The sequence below is a fragment of the Mangrovibacter phragmitis genome, assembly GCF_040429585.1.
GTDB lineage: Bacteria > Pseudomonadota > Gammaproteobacteria > Enterobacterales > Enterobacteriaceae > Mangrovibacter > Mangrovibacter phragmitis.
On sequence record NZ_CP134782.1, the window covers coordinates 2,236,440 to 2,251,404 of the forward strand.

Here is a 14,965-nt window from a genome sequence, read left to right on the forward strand (position 1 = left end):
GTGTGCGGCCTGGGTTGGATACAAGAAGAGTGGTACTGGATGGTGCCCGGCCACCAGCCTTAATGGCTTATCCGGCAGAGCGGTACTATTAGTTAGTACAGGTTTTAGTGGTAGTTAGTACAGGTTGTGGTGGTGGGAGCAGTGGCTGGTTGTTCTGCCATTTGCAACAACGCACTGTGGAAAGAGGCATTAAATACCTGGCCGTGAGTCAGCCCCGGGTAAAGCCTGGCGCTGGCATTAACCCCGCGCGCACGTAATGTGTTTATCGCCTGTTCTGCCTGCTCCAGCACTAAGGCAGCATTCACCGGCGCATTACTGTCTGTTGCAGGCGCCTTGCTTCCGGTACCTTCCATATACTCCAGTTGCTTGTGGCAAAACTGCGCCGGAGTGAGGCTTACCAGGCGTTTCAGCACAGCAAAGTTATCCCGCTCCAGTGACGGGCTGGCGGAGTAGTAGTAGCTAAAAAACCGGGAAGAGAGATAAGTATCGATTACAAATAACCCGCCAAAAGAGTGCCCCCACAACCCGCGTGCTGCCGGGTTTATATGAACCCCTTTCTCCATGGCTGGGGCAATTACGTTTTCCAGCAGGTGGCGAAACTCTGCACTGCCGCCACCTTTGTGCCCAAAGCGCGTTGCGCTGGCTTTTACCGGTTCAGGCGTGTTTTCCGGCGGAATGTAATCCCAGGCGCGGGCGGTTAAATCAAACGGTAGCCGGGTTTGGTAGCCAACGGCCACAATAACCAGCGGCGTTTTAGCTGAAAGTTGCTCAAGGAACGCCTCCGACAGGCGGTCCATTACCGCATTGCCATCCAGCATATACAGTACCGGGTAACCCGCAGGTGGCGGCGGCTGGTTGGGTATGGCAGCCCACACGGTATAGTGCCGCTGCTGGTCTGCAGAATTGAACTGCTGCACGTTGAAGTGAAACCTGCTGGAGCCTTTATCGGCAATGTTCTCCCCCAGCGGTTGCATATCGGGCCTGGCGTAGCCACTGGCGGCAGGCAGAAGAATAAGCAATAAAGCCACCCACAGTGCCGAAAACAGCTTCGTTCCCGGGTACGGTTTTATCGTGTTCCAGCCAGCCATACAGTGTGCCCCACGCTTTTATCGGCGACGTCAGCAGCTCTTGCTCGTCAAAAGAGAGATAATTTAATGCGAATGATTGCTAATTTCAATACGATGGTTATGGTGAATTGCCAGTCAGGGGAGCCTGAATTATTCCCAGCAATTGATACTCCGTATCGTGCATTTCCGGTTCGATGGGTAACTGTCAATGATGATACACCGGGATGGGAGGATGCCTGGGATATTATTGACCTGTCTGACGTAAACGGTGATGAGGAGGCAAGTGATAGCTTCTATTATGAATTTAATCGATACAAGGGAACCAGGGTCGGCAGATATCCGATGGAGATACTACATGGTGTGGGGATTCAAGATTTTGTCTTTCAGGTGGGGGCCGAAGAAAAAGTAAACTGGATGCGGGCAGACAATGGTATCGGCTACTTTCATAAGTCACCAGAGGGGCTCTGGGCGTTTTCGTGTCCGTTTCACGAGATTGTCGAGCTGGTGCAGGCTCACCAAACACCAGGAGCAAGTGATCCCGGTATATAAGTCGATTCGCAACATGAGCCCGCTCCTCGTTACTCAGCGATTAGCGATACCCGGCGCGGCGCGCACGAACGTTTTATCCGTGACCTGGTCCACAAGAAACTTAGCCAAATTGCCTCTGGACAGTTTCATGCTGAGCCTGGTCCGCCCGTACCAGCCCACATCAACATTGCCATTTGCAGGACCATCCCTGAGGTTCGGAATTCTCACCAGTGTCCAGTCGAGGCCGGAACTGGCGATGAGTTCACCCGTCGCCCTGATGTCTTCATAAGCCCTGGGCACAATCACCCTGAACAGCAACACAAACGCATGTGTCCCAAGAGTGAACCCATCCCTGGGATCGCGATATGCGGCGGTGGAGATCTGGATGAGGCGACGCACGCCCATTTGCTCCATCGCGGAGATGATATTGGACAGACCATGCATGACCGGTTTGTTCCCCTGGACCTTCAGGCTGTCAGGACCGAGTGCGCTGATTACTGCATCAGCGCCGCGAACGCACTTCGCAATTGCTTCATAGTCCTGCAAGTCGCCAACGATGACTTCGGCCTTTCCCGCGAACGCGTCAACCTTTCTGGCATCGCGCGTATAAATAGACAGGCTGTAGCCCTGCCTGAGAGCTTCTTCGATAATGTATTTTCCGGTCGGACCGGTCGCACCAAACAGAGAGAGTTTCATTTTTAATTCCGGGTAAACAGATGTTGTTTGCTCTTACACGCGGGGGCGCTGCCCACAGCCTAAGGTCTGGAGGGCAATTCGAACCGAAGACCGATTAACTTCTCGGTTTCGACCCACAGGCGCTTTGCGGTCTCTTCATTCTGCGCACGTTCATCGATACGCGCACGTACCGGAGGGCCTTTGTGCCCGAAGAAGCGTGCAGGCCCCCAGTAACTGCCCGGTGGTGCATTCGGATCAGTTGCTGCACGCATTGTATTAAGCGCCCCCTCAAACGTCCCCAACTGGAGAATGGGGTTAAGTACGCTTGCCATGACGCGTTCGTGCGGACGCAAGTGGCGTTGTAGCTCGCTTTTTGTCCACCCCGGATGAGCAGACGTGACCAGTACGCCGGAACCACATGCAGCCAGACGTCGCTGAAGTTCAAGAGCGAAGAGGAGATTCGCAAGCTTGCTTTGCTGATAGGCCTTCAGTGCGTTATATGGCCGGTCATTCCAGTTCAGGTCGTCGAAGGCCATGTGACCGGCGTGATGGGCCAGGCTTGAAACAATGACAATTCGCGCATGTGGCGTGCGGAGCACAAGCGGCATAAGGCGCTGAGTAAGCGCTGCATGGCCGAGGTGATTTGTGCCGAACTGAAGCTCAAAGCCTTGTTTGGTACGTAATAGGGGTGGAAGCATCACGCCTGCGTTGTTGATGAGCAGGTCGAGCCTGTCATGCGTTGCAGTGAACCGTTCTGCAAAGGCTGCGATGGAATCAAGATCCGCAAGATCAAGAGCCTCCATGGTCGGTAACGTAGAGGGCTTCTCATCAACAACTCGCTTGAGCGCGCATTCACCTTTGCTGAGGTTTCGGCATGCAAGCACAACCTTCGCGCCACGGACTGCAAACATGCGAGCCGTTTCGAAGCCGATTCCGGTATTCGCGCCAGTGACTATGACAGTCCGGCCGGTCTGATCCGGAATATCATCAAAGGTCCACGTACTCATCAGAACCACCTCCACCGTTAAGCCGCAGGTAACGACAGAAGCATCTCTGCGTCGAGCGTGGGGACAGAGTTGCATGCAGTGACCGTACCTGCACCAAAAGAACGACAGTTTTCTTCATTGACATGGTCATGCCACCTTCGCTAAAAGGGCCTGCACAGCCGCCCCGGTACTGGCGATGGCAGCTTTTGCCGCATCCGGGCCTTGTACCGTGCCCTCGATGCGGATGAGTTCGACGTCAGTCAATCCAATGAAGCCGAGCACATGCAGAAGATAGTTGGTCTGGAAATCGAAAGGTGCATAGACTCCCTCCGAGAAAACACCTCCGCTAGCAGTGACCAGATAAACCTTCTTACCAGTAAGCAGTCCCTGGGGGACGCCTGTCCCGTAACTGAAGGTGACTCCCGGCCAGGTGATGTTGTCAATCCACGCCTTGAGCTGTGAAGATGGAGCGAAATTCATCATGCCGGACCCAAGCACAATCACGTCGGCCACACGCAACTCATCAACCAGTTCCATGGCATCTTCGACAGCCTTAGTCTCTTCTGCCGTACGGGCATCAGGCGCCATCACGCGACCCTTGATATAGTCTTGCGTAATGTGTGGCGCCGGGTTAGCAACAAGGTCGCGAACGGTCAGTGAGCCCCCGGACTGCATCCTGATGCCATTGGCAATTTCCGTGGCGAAGCGTGTGGAAAGACTTTCAGTTCCTCGAGGGCTGGATGTAATCAGCAGGATTTTGCTCATAGTGATTCCTCATTTGGTATAAAATAGATACCAGGTAACATTTTCATCCCTGGTTATCTATCGATACAGAGGATACTAAGATTCCTGTCTGCATTTAACAAGAAGGCACATCCATGTCACTGAGTCACAAAAACTTGCCCGAAGAATTGCCATCCCCTGATTCGGGAGGCTGTCAGGCTACCCGCGAGATACTGGATCGTATCGGCGACAAATGGAGTCTCTACATTATTGCCTCGCTGGCCAACGGGAAGCGGCGGTTCAATGAGTTAAGGCGCAATATAGAAGGTATCTCCCAACGGATGCTGACGCTGACTTTGCGAGGAATGGAGCGCGACGGTATTGTTACCCGGACGGTCTATCCGACGATTCCGCCACGCGTTGAATATGAACTCACCGAACTCGGCCGGACGCTGTTAGTGCCTGTGATGGCGCTCGTGAACTGGGCAAACGATAACCGGCTGGCCATTGCCGAAGCACATAAACGCTTCGATGACGCGCGCGAGCCAGACGAGAGATAAGCCTGGAGCATGATTACGGCAGTGATTGAAGCCATTTGCTGGCCGAAACAGAAAAATTGTACATCGGAGCGCCAATTACGATGACGTCACTCGCCTGAAACTCTTCAACCAGGTCATCAGACAGGCGATGCTGAGTGACCACATCATCGCTGGATACGCTGACAGGTAAGGCACGGAAAAGTGCTGCGATTTCACCGGTCAGGTGCGGAATTTCGTCCTGCACAACGTCACGATAGCGGGTAACAACTTCAGGGAATTTTTCCTCCAGCTGACGTACGGTTTCGAAGGACAACAACCGGGTCAGCTTTCCTGTAAAATGCCTGAATCAATATGTTGGATTTGAGCTATAACCGTCTCCTGATGCAATGAACAATGTTTAAAAGTGATATTCCTGTTATTTAAATGAACGTGCTGCACGTTCAATAAATGTGGCAACCTCTGCCGGATGAGAAATCATTGACATATGACTTGAGGAGATTTGTTCGGTCACTGACCCGGTCATTTTTACGATCTTTTGCTGCACCGGATAGGGCAGCGCGCGATCGTCTTTCGTCATCAGATACCATGTGGGTTTCTCTTTCCAGGCTGCATGGCTGACAAGTCCGTCAAATGCGCTGGCAGAGATGGGCTGCTGTGACGCTGTCAGCAGTTTAACTTTCTCTTCGGGAACATCACCTGCCATCACGCGTCGAAAATCAGCCGGGTTATCCAGCCAGATCAGCCCGTTTTTATCGGCCTCCATCCCGCCCATGGGCGCACCCAGCCGCGTTAATAAACCTGATACGGACTCCCCACTATCCGGAACGAGTGCCGACAGGTACACTATTCCCCGAACCCGTGAGGCATTGCCCGCCTGTGTCACCACAGCGCCTGCCCAGGAATGGCCAACCAGCAGGACATCGCCATGCTGACGTGCCAGCACCCTTTCTGTTGCTGTTACATCGTCTGCGAGCGATGTCAGGGGATTTTGCACCGAAGTGACGTGAAATCCTTTTTGTTGCAGCCTTTCCGTGACTTCAGACCAGCTTGAACCATCGGTGAATGCGCCATGAACCAGCACGATATTTTTTACCATTTCAGCTCCTGATAAATTGGATGCACCCAGGAGTGCAGTGAACATTAATGTGGCAAACGTTTTGTTCTTAAACATATAGTTGACGACCCTTATTCACATCCGAGTTTCACCGTCGTTTAAACCCGATCAACATCGACCTGGTTCTCTATGGTGGTAAGTTTAAAAGGAGCAGGACGCGGGAGTAAGGTGTGGCAAGGGACTTTAACCATGTTAAAAGCGACAAATTAAGACCGGAGTATACTTCGATGCGCATCGCCTTACTGGCCCTTGAGGGCAGCCTTCTGTCGGCAATTGCCGGGCTTTCCGACATATTCTGGATAACCAATCAGGTCGTTCTTGGGAGCCCGGAGCATGCTGGTCGCTTCAGCACGCCCCCCTTTGAAACCGTGATCGTTAGTGCAGACGAAGGCCCAGTATGGGATGCACAGGGCAGATTAATTCCCGTCGACTGCTCATTTCTTTCAGCCGGTCAGCCTGACATTATCATCGCCACCGGTATGGCGCTGGATGTAAGTCGCATGCCAGTCAACAGCGAAAGCATCAGGAAAGCGGCGGTCTGGATAAGGCGACGTTATGAGGAGGGAGCCAGGGTCGCAGGTGCCTGTGCAGGCGGCTTTATCCTGGGTGAAGCCGGGCTGCTTGACGGCCGGAGGTGTACCACCACATGGTGGCTGTATCATACGCTTCAGCAACGTTACCCCAATGCCAGGCCAGTGTGGGGAAAAGCGCTTGAAGAGGATGAACGCGTGCTGACCAGCGGTGGGCCTCTTTCCTGGGTAGCGCTTGCTCTGCATATCATTAAGCGAGAAGCGGGTGCGGATGTTGCCAGGCTGACGGCAGACATGGCCGTGGCTGACAGCCAGCCACTGTCTCAGCAGGTGTATGCCCCTCCGGGATTCATTAATACCCGACACCCTCTGCTGATGTGCGCCGAAGAGGTGATCCGCTATCGCAACCCTGGTATCAGCGCTGAGGGCCTGGCTACGGCGTTGAATATGACAGAGAGAACACTACAGCGGAAAATCAAAAAACTGACGCAGGAAAGTCCCAAGGAGTTCATTACCCGGGTCAGAATTGAGTCTGCCTGCGTGTTGCTGGCAAACCCTGTCACCAACATTCGTGAGGTTGCCGCAGAGTGTGGCTACACCGAAGATACCGCTTTCCGTAAAGCTTTTGGGCAGGTGATGGGAATGACGCCTTCTCAATATCGTAAATGGATTGAAGAGCGCAGCAGTTTAAATACGGTATCAGATTTAAAATTAAATAAGTAAAAGTACCAAGCCTGTAGCTAAGGTTTCGATGACAACTTGTAAATAATGCTGTCGATAAGGAATATTTAATATTTGTACCTTTTCAGTCGATCTATAAATAGTTTGAATGCTGCTGAATTGTCTTTTCGTTCCTGATAGTAAATGTGATAGCCCGGAAAGCTCTGGCGCCAGTCATCTAACATACGAACAAGTTTACCTGCTCTCCCTGCACAGCAGCATCAATAATCAGATCGATAAAGTCTTGATTACACATTTTCATGCTGACCATCATGCTGGCGAGGTAGTTCTGCCTCTACTCCTCGCGGTCTGCACCATATGCCACGGCTTTTATGGCCTGCAGTGCATCCATGCGAATTTTCAGTGCCGCCTTAATATTGTTATATGCCGAGCTCCCCAGTGGAAGGCGCAGAGGAGGGTTCGCAGCATCAGCCGCAGCAATCATCGCTGCCACAGTTTTTACCGCATCGCCAGTAATCGCAAATTCTCCTGATAACAGCGCTGCCCTTAACTTCCCGGACGCCGTATCACGGTAAACGGGCAAGGCTTCGGCAATATCCAGCCCGGCAGCAAATTTGGTCGCCGTTGGCCCCGGCTCGACCAGCAAAAAGTCGATACCAAATGTCGAGACTTCCTGGCGGACAGCTTCGACAAACCCCTCTATTCCCCATTTTGTGGCGTGATACAAGCTGAAGTCAGGGTAAGCTATTTGCCCGCCTTCGGAAGAAACCTGCACAATACGCCCGCCACCTTGCTGCCGCATAAATGGAATCACCGAGCGAATCAGTTGAATTGAGCCGGTAAGGTTGGTGGCAATTTGCCGTTCAATTTGTGTATCACTCAACTCTTCTGCCGCGCCAAATAAACCGTAAGCCGCGTTACTCACCACAATATCGATATGCCCGGCCTGCGCAAATGCAGCCTCAACAGCAGGCCTGATTGTTGCGGTATGGCTGAGATCAAGTACCAGCACCTGTAAGCGTTCGCCATATTTTTCGCGCATGTCGTCCAGTACAGTTTCACGCCGAACACTTGCAAACACCCGGTCGCCACGGGCCAGAAGCATTTCACACATCAGCCGGCCGAGCCCGCTGGATGCACCGGTAATTAGCCAGGTTTTCATTATGGTCATCTCCATTTAGTGAACAGGATTTCATCATAAACGGAATAATTGGTGGCATAATCTCCACAAAATGGCATGAGATGGTGGGGAAAATTCAACAATGAAGCGACCTTCCTGGAGTGAATTACAGGCGGTGAAAACCATTGCCGAACAGCACAGTTTTCGGCTTGCTGCGGATGTGCTGGGGCTTAAGCGTTCAACGCTCAGCCATACCATCAAAGGTCTGGAAGCAACACTTGGCGTGCGGCTGTTTCATCGTACTACGCGCAGCGTAGCCTTAACCGATGCAGGTGAAATGCTGCTGTCACGCCTGTCGCCGCTGCTGGAAGAGATGGATGAACTGCTCAATGACGTGACTGCCAGTGGCCACCAACCCTACGGTACACTGCGTATCAGCGCCAGCGATGCTGCTATCAGCCTTCTACTGGAAAAGGTATTACCGGCGTTTATCCAGCAAAAACCAGGGATTGAAGTTGATCTCGCCGCGCAAGGCCAATTGGTTGATATCGTGGCACAAGGATTTGACGCGGGCATTCGGCTTATTGAAGATGTCCCTAAAGATATGGTGGCGATACCCCTGAGCGGCCCCATGCGCTTTGTTACTGTAGCATCGCCGGGTTACCTGGCTTCGCGGGCGAAAATCAAACATCCTCAGGATATTATGCAGCACACCTGTTTGCGCCAGCGCCTGCCCAGTGGCAAGCGTTATCACTGGGAATACCAGCAAAATGGGCAACAGTTTGCACTGGATGTACCGGGCAGCCTGACTCTGGACAACAGTGCGTTAATGGTTGAAGCCGCCGTAAGTGGGCTGGGCCTGGCATATGTGCCGGAGCGCTACGCACAGCCGTGGGTCGCTAACGGGCAGTTGATTACATTGCTGGGCGACTGGGCAATTTCGTCTCAAGGTATTGCGCTTTACTTTCCACAAAACCGGCATATGCCCGTCGCACTGCGACTGTTTGTCGATACAATTAAAGCAACATTACAAGCACAAGATTAATTCACCTGCCAGCTAACGGCTGTTCTGGCGGGTATTACGGATTACGGCGAAGAGAACTTCTTATATCCTGGGTAACGCGCTGTATGGCAATATTGCCGCCGAACGGGTTGTGCTTTGAGGAACCGGACATGACTAACTTTTATCAACTTACTGCTACCAGCCTGAGTGGCCAGCCCATCTCTATGGCCGACTACGCAGGCAAACTGGTTCTGGTGGTAAATACCGCCAGCCATTGCGGTTTTACACCACAATACGCGGGCCTTGAAACGCTTTACAAAAAGTATGCCGCGCTGGGGCTGGTGGTGCTTGGTTTTCCCTGCAACCAGTTCGGTAAGCAGGAACCCGGCGGTGCGGACGAAATTGCTCAGACCTGCCATGTCAACTACGGTGTGAGCTTCCCGATGTTCGCAAAAGTTGAGGTCAACGGCGCTGCTACGCACCCGGTGTTTCGTTACCTGAAAGCAGAGTTGCCCGGTGTGCTGGGTGGGCGAATTAAATGGAACTTCACTAAGTTCCTGGTAGGGCGAGACGGCCAGCCAGTCAGGCGTTTTGCACCGTTCACCACCCCAGAGAAAATGGAAGCCGTTATCCTTGCTGCACTTGAAATCTAAGTATTCCGGTTATTCGGGCCATTCAGGTTCAGAGTGCTTCTCTTGCCAGAATTGATACGTTATGGCACGTCAAATATCACAGGCAGTAGCAGGCATTTTTTCATGGAATAACCACAGCAGAAGATGTGTTGGCATGGCTCAGCGAGTCTCTTGCTGTGACGCTGAATCAGTTTGTTAATCTGTATTCATTATTTTTTCGGGCTAATGGTGTCATTTCTGCTTTTGGCACTCAGGTCTTCGCGAGTTGGACCTTGAAAGTAGATATTACTTATATGGCAACTACGCGGTTGAGCCAGTACAAAACAAATCGTTTCCCAGATTGATCGTCCATTCAGTAGACGTTCCCCCATTTTGGCCTGGCTATCAACAAACGTCTCTAACCCGGTAAGTTCGAAATCCGGTGGGTACAAACTGGTAACACGTATATTTTCTTCGGACAACTGCTGTGACAGTTTAGTTGTGAACCCGCTAAGGCCATGTTTGCTGGCGAAAAAAGCAGGGTGCGCAATTGAATCCGTAAAATTCGCAACCCCGCATGAAGATATAATTGAGACGATATCAGCACTGTCTGAACGCCTTAACCCAGGCAGCAAAGCCTGAGTCAGAAGAATCGAACCTGTCAGTCCAGAACTGACTGTATTGATAATTTCTGTGTCAGGCTGATCGTCTAACCTCCCAGACAACCACTGAGCAGCATTGAGGATTAAAATGTCTATGGGCTTATCTGAACTTAACAACTGTAAAGAAAACTGAGAAATGGATTCCGGCTGGGTTAAATCACAGATATACCCTTTTGCCATGCCGCTTTCAGCAGTGATAATGCTGCAGGTTTTTTGAATATCATCTTCCCGCCGCGCACAAAAATTCACCTCGACGCCCTCGCGTGCCAGCCACACGCACAGCGCCCGGCCAAATCCCCTTCCTCCACCAGTAATAACGGCTCTTTTGCCTCTCAGCATCTTCATGCATCCTTTTCTTAATGACTCTGTGTGGATGTAGATATACATGAAGAGGTGGAATGACATCTTTCAGTGAGTGCCATTTTTACATGAAGAGTATGAATGATTTTCACTGTAAACTATTTAATAGCATGACAGGGATTAGCAATATCAGCTTTGGCATTCAATTTCAGTGTGCCACTACATTGTTAGTTAATTCCGCGTTAGTTAATTCCGCGCCTGGCTCGAAGCCGGCAGCCTCAGGGGTCCACTGGTATGCTGTGGTTGAGCAATAGATGGTCCCCGAAGCCACAACAGGCTTCAGGGTTGTTCATTCCGCATAGCAAATGTCGCTAAACGCTGATGATCCAACCGGAAGTACTGTTTCTCTTCTATCAGAGACGCCCCGAGTGACAAGTAAAATTCGGCTGCTTTGGGATTGGTAGTTTCAGCCGTCCAGTCGAATCTTGTGCATCCATGTTCTATGGCAAAAGCAGCTATAAATTGCATTAGTGATTTACCTACTCCCTGGCCTCTCACTGCTGCTGATGTGAAAAGATCTTTCATATACGCTTGCCCGGAGCACTTTGGTGCCGGGAACATCAGAGTGAATGTAGCAAATCCGACGAGTACCCCGTTTTTCCATGCTCCCAGCACAGTCACACCCGAATAAGCAGAGAAAACTCTGTGGGTCAGATAAGAGAGCATTTCGTCATGGCTGGCAGCCTCATTCCCGAAGTAATACGATTCCATTTCGACAAAAACCTTTGCCAGCTCTGGAATATCAGACACATCACAGACTTCAATTTTCATACGCTTCCTTTAATTTTGCCTGGTCGGTAACTCACGCTAACTTATCATGTCAGTTCTTGATATAAAGTAGGCTATCGTCATATCAAAAAGTCCCTGTATGCCCGGTCAGTGACAAACAGCAGTCACTCAACCTGGGTATTTCCCCCAATATATTACGGTAGTGTAAGCACAAAACGGCACATACCTGACTGGTAATCTGCCATGCTAACCACAGTTACCAGAATATGAGTAACAGGCAGGTAAGTAGCAAATGAAATCAGAGAAAAATATTCAGCTTAAGTCGCTTATCTGAAGCCAGGTTCACTATGGGAGCATTCAGCAAAATGATTACTTTATGCAAGACTTGTGGTACTTCGTATGAGTTTCCCGATTCTCCCCCCAAATGCTGTGAAATCTGTGCAGATGAACGCCAGTATATACCTGTAACCGGCCAGCAGTGGGTTGACTGGCCAACCCTGATTACCACACATACCAATAAGTGGAAGCAGTTTAGAGACAATATTTTTAGCATTACAACTGTTCCTGATTTCGCAATTAATCAGCGTGCATTCATCCTGAAAACAGCTGAGGGTAATATTCTCTGGGATTGTATCGCTGTTCTTGATGATGCCACAAAAACGCTTATTTCTTCACTGGGTGGACTAAAAGCAATCGCCATATCTCACCCACATTTCTACACCTCAATGCAGGAGTGGGCTGCTGAATTTAACGCTCCCATTTATCTTCACTCCAGCGACCGGCAGTGGGTAATGCGTGGTAGCCCGTATATTACTTTCTGGGATGGCGATGCACTTCAGTTAACGCCTGATGTTCGTTTGATTCACCTTGGGGGACATTTCTCTGGCGGTAGTGTTCTCCACTGGGAACAGGGTGGCGGGATCCTGTTTTCAGGGGATATTGTTCAGGTGACCCCGGGTGGCAAAAACGTATCATTCATGTGGAGCTACCCTAACTTCTTGCCCTTACCTGCAGAGACAGTCAGAGGCATAATGAACCGCCTGAGCTCGGTTAAATACTCGCAGATATATGGTGCATTTGAAGGGCGAGAAATAACCGAATATGCAGACGATATTGTCCAATTCTCCGGACGTAAATATATTGATTGTCTGAAGTAAGCGGTGCTGATAACGAGTTGATTTTTCCTCACAAAATCAACTCAGAGTTTTCTTTTTCAGCAATCCATTCAACCAGTTCTGCTAACTGAGTATCAGAAAACACAGCGATACCATGAGCAGAGAGTAACACTGCCGCTACGCCCGCCCACAATCACAGTTAACATTGTGGTTATTTTTCGGTTATGCCCTCTATCCAGTTCTTAAATGACTAACTACTGTGGCAATATCTTTTGGTAATCATTAAATTAAGGAGCCGTAATGCCTGGAATAACCCTTACATTGTCTGGCGACAAGAACCCACAGTTAACCAAAGCGTGTGTTACTTTAGCCACGCAAATCACCTGCGACATATTAAAGAAAAACAGCTTTGAAACTATGGTGATAGTCAGGCATGTTGCTGATGACGACTGGTTTATTGACGGTAGAAGTCTGGCTGAATGGGGGAAAAACTCATTCAGACTTGAAGTGACTGTGGTAGATGAAACCTGTAGCAAAGATCAGAAAGCCGCATACCAAAAAGCTATCTACAACGCGATGGAACAGGCAATAGGTAACTTACATCCACAATCCAACGTACATGTTATTGATTGCAAAGCAGCGTCCTACGGGTACACCGGAATAACACAAGAATACCGGTACCAGCATAAAGACGAGTTTTACTGAGAACGAAACCGAATATCCGCATAACCCTGCCCCTGCTGCATTAAACTACCAGTATCACGCAGCAGGCGCACATACCCCTTCTTCTCGCGACCAGTTTGCAAATTCACTTTAAACATCCTGGCAATTGTGAGATTATTTAGGAATCGATTATTTCCTAAATGGTATAAATCATGCCACAGCAATCACGGGGTGTGCGCGGGCGCCCCCGCCAGTTTGATACGGACAACGCACTTGATCTCGCAATGCAGGTATTTCGCTCCAAAGGCTATCACAGCGCGTCAATCAGCGACCTGAGCGAAGGTATGCAACTCACTGCGGGCAGTATTTACAAGGCCTTCCATGATAAACGCAATTTGTTTTTACAGGTGTTTGCACGTTATACCTCGCTGCGTAACACCGCGCTGAGCCAGCGGTTAGCAGCATTACCAACTGGCCGGGAAAAAATAGCAGCCCTGCTGCACTTCTACCTGGAATCAGCCAGTAGTGTTGAAGGCCGCCGTGGGTGTCTGGTCGTGGGTAGTGCCATTGAATTGCAGCAGTTCGACCCGGAGCTTTCCGGTCTGGTGACAACCGCACTACAGCGAAATCAGCAAGGTATTCTGCAACTGATTCAACAAGGCCAACAGGACGGTTCTGTAAATCCGAAATGCAATGCAGAAGCACTAACGAGCGTGCTGTTATGTCTGGTGCTGGGTATGCGTGTCGCCGGGAAACTGAATGACCTTCCCGCCCGGGAAGAGGTGGTGTCAACGGCACTGGCACTGCTCGATTAAAATTTTTTCATCATATTGGAAATGATCATTTCCCAAATAACAGGAGAATGCGATGACTGATAACATAATGAACTGCACCTGGTCACAGCCCGTTAGCGGCCTGCCCGGCTTTTCCCACCATTTCGTTACTGTAGACGGCGTGCGCCTGCACTATGTGAGCGGTGGCAACCCACAAGGTGAACCTCTGCTGCTGTTAGCTGGCTTCCCACAAAGCTGGTATGCATGGCATAAGGTGATGGCGCAATTAAGTGACCGCTACCGAATTATCGCTCCCGACCTTCCCGGCCAGGGCGATTCAGACAAGCCTCAGTCTGGCTACGATACACAATCTCTGGCTGAAAAGATTCACGGGCTGATGCAACAACTGGCCGTGGAGCACTATTACCTGGCCGCTCACGATGTGGGTGCATGGGTAGCCTGGCCTTATGCCATGCGCTACAGCCAGCAGGTGACCCGGCTGGCGTTACTGGACGCAGGTATTCCTGGTATAACGTTACCGGATTTCCTGCCTGCCACACCGGATAAAGCCTGGAAAACCTGGCATTTTGCTTTTCATTTATTGCCCGACCTGCCGGAGGCATTAATCACCGGGCGTGAAGACATTTACCTGACATGGTTTCTGCGGCGCAAAACAGCCAGCCCGATGGTATTCAGCGATAACGATATTGCCGAATATGCCCGGTTATTGCGGCAAAATGGCGCTCTGCGGGCCGGGCTTGCTCCTTACCGTGAAATCACCGCTTCAGCCAGGCAGAACCAAACACTACGGGAACAGGGGAAACTCAAGGTACCACTGCTGGCAATCAGTGCAGACCAGGGTTCCATTCCCGATATGGCCGCACCGCTACGCGAATTCGCGGATGACGTGACCGGAATGACAATTGCCAACAGCGGCCATTTTATCCCTGATGAACAACCATATGCGTTATCTGAAGCACTGGCATTATTCTTCCGGTAATAGCTTCCGGTAATAGCTGGAAAGGCCCCAATTCACGCTGCAATGAATTATCCACCCATGACCAGCATCCGGTTGTGGGTGAGTAC

18 protein-coding genes are annotated in these 14,965 nt (G+C 50.8%); 9 read left to right on the forward strand and 9 right to left on the reverse strand.

Annotated elements, in window-relative coordinates:
- Positions 1 to 104: 104 nt before the first annotated feature.
- The gene (locus tag MPHASIOC01_RS10920) at positions 105 to 1,088 is read right to left on the reverse strand and encodes an alpha/beta hydrolase (protein WP_353614602.1); all 984 of its coding nucleotides are present in this window, start codon (positions 1,086 to 1,088) and stop codon (positions 105 to 107) included.
- A gap of 66 nt (positions 1,089 to 1,154) precedes the next feature.
- On the opposite strand from MPHASIOC01_RS10920, the gene MPHASIOC01_RS10925 reads away from it, so the two are divergent.
- Entirely contained in the window at positions 1,155 to 1,616 is a 462-nt protein-coding gene (locus tag MPHASIOC01_RS10925; RefSeq protein ID WP_353614603.1) for a hypothetical protein, read from the forward strand.
- 33 nt (positions 1,617 to 1,649) lie between these two features.
- Here MPHASIOC01_RS10925 and MPHASIOC01_RS10930 read toward each other — a convergent pair whose 3' ends face one another.
- From MPHASIOC01_RS10930 to MPHASIOC01_RS10940, 3 genes are all read right to left on the reverse strand, one after another.
- Positions 1,650 to 2,291, reverse strand: a complete 642-nt coding sequence (locus MPHASIOC01_RS10930) for an NAD(P)-dependent oxidoreductase (RefSeq protein ID WP_064594578.1) — start codon at positions 2,289 to 2,291, stop codon at positions 1,650 to 1,652.
- A gap of 59 nt (positions 2,292 to 2,350) precedes the next feature.
- A complete protein-coding gene (locus MPHASIOC01_RS10935) occupies positions 2,351 to 3,277 on the reverse strand; it encodes an oxidoreductase (RefSeq protein WP_064594579.1) in 927 nt (308 codons plus the stop codon).
- Between the two features lie 126 nt (positions 3,278 to 3,403).
- Entirely contained in the window at positions 3,404 to 4,021 is a 618-nt protein-coding gene (locus MPHASIOC01_RS10940; RefSeq protein WP_064594581.1) for an FMN-dependent NADH-azoreductase, read from the reverse strand.
- Between the two features lie 113 nt (positions 4,022 to 4,134).
- Between MPHASIOC01_RS10940 and MPHASIOC01_RS10945 the strand changes: the two genes are divergently transcribed.
- Positions 4,135 to 4,539, forward strand: coding sequence for a helix-turn-helix domain-containing protein (locus MPHASIOC01_RS10945; protein WP_064594583.1), 405 nt, complete (start codon positions 4,135 to 4,137; stop codon positions 4,537 to 4,539).
- Positions 4,540 to 4,552: 13 nt separating this feature from the next.
- On the opposite strand, the gene MPHASIOC01_RS10950 is transcribed toward MPHASIOC01_RS10945, so the two are convergent.
- Positions 4,553 to 4,834 (reverse strand): NAD(P)H-dependent oxidoreductase, encoded by a 282-nt coding sequence (locus tag MPHASIOC01_RS10950; protein ID WP_353614604.1) that lies wholly within the window; start codon positions 4,832 to 4,834, stop codon positions 4,553 to 4,555.
- A 99-nt stretch (positions 4,835 to 4,933) separates the two neighbouring features.
- A complete protein-coding gene (locus MPHASIOC01_RS10955; RefSeq protein WP_405027760.1) occupies positions 4,934 to 5,689 on the reverse strand; it encodes an alpha/beta hydrolase in 756 nt (251 codons plus the stop codon).
- Between the two features lie 170 nt (positions 5,690 to 5,859).
- Here MPHASIOC01_RS10955 and MPHASIOC01_RS10960 point away from each other — a divergent pair, with 170 nt between their 5' ends.
- Positions 5,860 to 6,885 (forward strand): GlxA family transcriptional regulator, encoded by a 1,026-nt coding sequence (locus MPHASIOC01_RS10960; RefSeq protein ID WP_064594589.1) that lies wholly within the window; start codon positions 5,860 to 5,862, stop codon positions 6,883 to 6,885.
- 292 nt (positions 6,886 to 7,177) lie between these two features.
- Here the strand turns inward: MPHASIOC01_RS10960 and MPHASIOC01_RS10965 are convergent, their stop codons facing one another.
- On the reverse strand, positions 7,178 to 8,005 hold the full coding sequence (locus MPHASIOC01_RS10965; RefSeq protein WP_353614605.1) for an SDR family oxidoreductase: 828 nt from the start codon (positions 8,003 to 8,005) through the stop codon (positions 7,178 to 7,180).
- Positions 8,006 to 8,105: 100 nt separating this feature from the next.
- On the opposite strand from MPHASIOC01_RS10965, the gene MPHASIOC01_RS10970 reads away from it, so the two are divergent.
- Together MPHASIOC01_RS10970 and MPHASIOC01_RS10975 are read left to right on the forward strand one after the other, a co-directional pair.
- Positions 8,106 to 9,008 (forward strand): LysR family transcriptional regulator, encoded by a 903-nt coding sequence (locus MPHASIOC01_RS10970; RefSeq protein WP_064594591.1) that lies wholly within the window; start codon positions 8,106 to 8,108, stop codon positions 9,006 to 9,008.
- 128 nt (positions 9,009 to 9,136) lie between these two features.
- The gene (locus MPHASIOC01_RS10975; RefSeq protein WP_064594593.1) at positions 9,137 to 9,619 is read left to right on the forward strand and encodes a glutathione peroxidase; all 483 of its coding nucleotides are present in this window, start codon (positions 9,137 to 9,139) and stop codon (positions 9,617 to 9,619) included.
- 188 nt (positions 9,620 to 9,807) lie between these two features.
- Here the strand turns inward: MPHASIOC01_RS10975 and MPHASIOC01_RS10980 are convergent, their stop codons facing one another.
- Together MPHASIOC01_RS10980 and MPHASIOC01_RS10985 are read right to left on the reverse strand one after the other, a co-directional pair.
- Positions 9,808 to 10,578, reverse strand: coding sequence for an SDR family oxidoreductase (locus MPHASIOC01_RS10980; RefSeq protein ID WP_353614606.1), 771 nt, complete (start codon positions 10,576 to 10,578; stop codon positions 9,808 to 9,810).
- A gap of 300 nt (positions 10,579 to 10,878) precedes the next feature.
- Positions 10,879 to 11,370, reverse strand: coding sequence for a GNAT family N-acetyltransferase (locus tag MPHASIOC01_RS10985; protein WP_353614607.1), 492 nt, complete (start codon positions 11,368 to 11,370; stop codon positions 10,879 to 10,881).
- Positions 11,371 to 11,693: 323 nt separating this feature from the next.
- On the opposite strand from MPHASIOC01_RS10985, the gene MPHASIOC01_RS10990 reads away from it, so the two are divergent.
- The 4 genes from MPHASIOC01_RS10990 to MPHASIOC01_RS11010 all read left to right on the forward strand — a co-directional run bounded on the left by MPHASIOC01_RS10990 (position 11,694) and on the right by MPHASIOC01_RS11010 (position 14,879).
- Positions 11,694 to 12,485: an MBL fold metallo-hydrolase gene (locus tag MPHASIOC01_RS10990; protein WP_353614932.1), complete on the forward strand. Its 792-nt coding sequence runs from the start codon at positions 11,694 to 11,696 to the stop codon at positions 12,483 to 12,485.
- A 258-nt stretch (positions 12,486 to 12,743) separates the two neighbouring features.
- Positions 12,744 to 13,148, forward strand: a complete 405-nt coding sequence (locus MPHASIOC01_RS11000; protein ID WP_064594595.1) for a tautomerase family protein — start codon at positions 12,744 to 12,746, stop codon at positions 13,146 to 13,148.
- Positions 13,149 to 13,318: 170 nt separating this feature from the next.
- Complete coding sequence (locus MPHASIOC01_RS11005; protein ID WP_353614608.1) at positions 13,319 to 13,921, forward strand: TetR/AcrR family transcriptional regulator; 603 nt, start codon at positions 13,319 to 13,321, stop codon at positions 13,919 to 13,921.
- A gap of 52 nt (positions 13,922 to 13,973) precedes the next feature.
- The gene (locus MPHASIOC01_RS11010) at positions 13,974 to 14,879 is read left to right on the forward strand and encodes an alpha/beta hydrolase (RefSeq protein WP_353614609.1); all 906 of its coding nucleotides are present in this window, start codon (positions 13,974 to 13,976) and stop codon (positions 14,877 to 14,879) included.
- The last annotated feature ends 86 nt before the right edge of the window (positions 14,880 to 14,965 follow it).

Excerpts from the sequence above, each read along its gene's own strand:
- MPHASIOC01_RS11000 (WP_064594595.1), top strand. The coding sequence starts at position 12,744 with ATGCCTGGAATAACCCTTACATTGTCTGGCGACAAGAACCCACAGTTA.
- MPHASIOC01_RS10990 (WP_353614932.1), top strand. The coding sequence starts at position 11,694 with ATGATTACTTTATGCAAGACTTGTGGTACTTCGTATGAGTTTCCCGAT.
- MPHASIOC01_RS10940 (WP_064594581.1), bottom strand. The coding sequence starts at position 4,021 with ATGAGCAAAATCCTGCTGATTACATCCAGCCCTCGAGGAACTGAAAGT.
- MPHASIOC01_RS10930 (WP_064594578.1), bottom strand. The coding sequence starts at position 2,291 with ATGAAACTCTCTCTGTTTGGTGCGACCGGTCCGACCGGAAAATACATT.
- MPHASIOC01_RS10975 (WP_064594593.1), top strand. The coding sequence starts at position 9,137 with ATGACTAACTTTTATCAACTTACTGCTACCAGCCTGAGTGGCCAGCCC.
- MPHASIOC01_RS11005 (WP_353614608.1), top strand. The coding sequence starts at position 13,319 with ATGCCACAGCAATCACGGGGTGTGCGCGGGCGCCCCCGCCAGTTTGAT.
- MPHASIOC01_RS10970 (WP_064594591.1), top strand. The coding sequence starts at position 8,106 with ATGAAGCGACCTTCCTGGAGTGAATTACAGGCGGTGAAAACCATTGCC.
- MPHASIOC01_RS11010 (WP_353614609.1), top strand. The coding sequence starts at position 13,974 with ATGACTGATAACATAATGAACTGCACCTGGTCACAGCCCGTTAGCGGC.
- MPHASIOC01_RS10960 (WP_064594589.1), top strand. The coding sequence starts at position 5,860 with ATGCGCATCGCCTTACTGGCCCTTGAGGGCAGCCTTCTGTCGGCAATT.
- MPHASIOC01_RS10935 (WP_064594579.1), bottom strand. The coding sequence starts at position 3,277 with ATGAGTACGTGGACCTTTGATGATATTCCGGATCAGACCGGCCGGACT.
- MPHASIOC01_RS10920 (WP_353614602.1), bottom strand. The coding sequence starts at position 1,088 with ATGGCTGGCTGGAACACGATAAAACCGTACCCGGGAACGAAGCTGTTT.
- MPHASIOC01_RS10955 (WP_405027760.1), bottom strand. The coding sequence starts at position 5,689 with ATGTTTAAGAACAAAACGTTTGCCACATTAATGTTCACTGCACTCCTG.
- MPHASIOC01_RS10980 (WP_353614606.1), bottom strand. The coding sequence starts at position 10,578 with ATGCTGAGAGGCAAAAGAGCCGTTATTACTGGTGGAGGAAGGGGATTT.
- MPHASIOC01_RS10965 (WP_353614605.1), bottom strand. The coding sequence starts at position 8,005 with ATGAAAACCTGGCTAATTACCGGTGCATCCAGCGGGCTCGGCCGGCTG.
- MPHASIOC01_RS10925 (WP_353614603.1), top strand. The coding sequence starts at position 1,155 with ATGCGAATGATTGCTAATTTCAATACGATGGTTATGGTGAATTGCCAG.
- MPHASIOC01_RS10945 (WP_064594583.1), top strand. The coding sequence starts at position 4,135 with ATGTCACTGAGTCACAAAAACTTGCCCGAAGAATTGCCATCCCCTGAT.
- MPHASIOC01_RS10985 (WP_353614607.1), bottom strand. The coding sequence starts at position 11,370 with ATGAAAATTGAAGTCTGTGATGTGTCTGATATTCCAGAGCTGGCAAAG.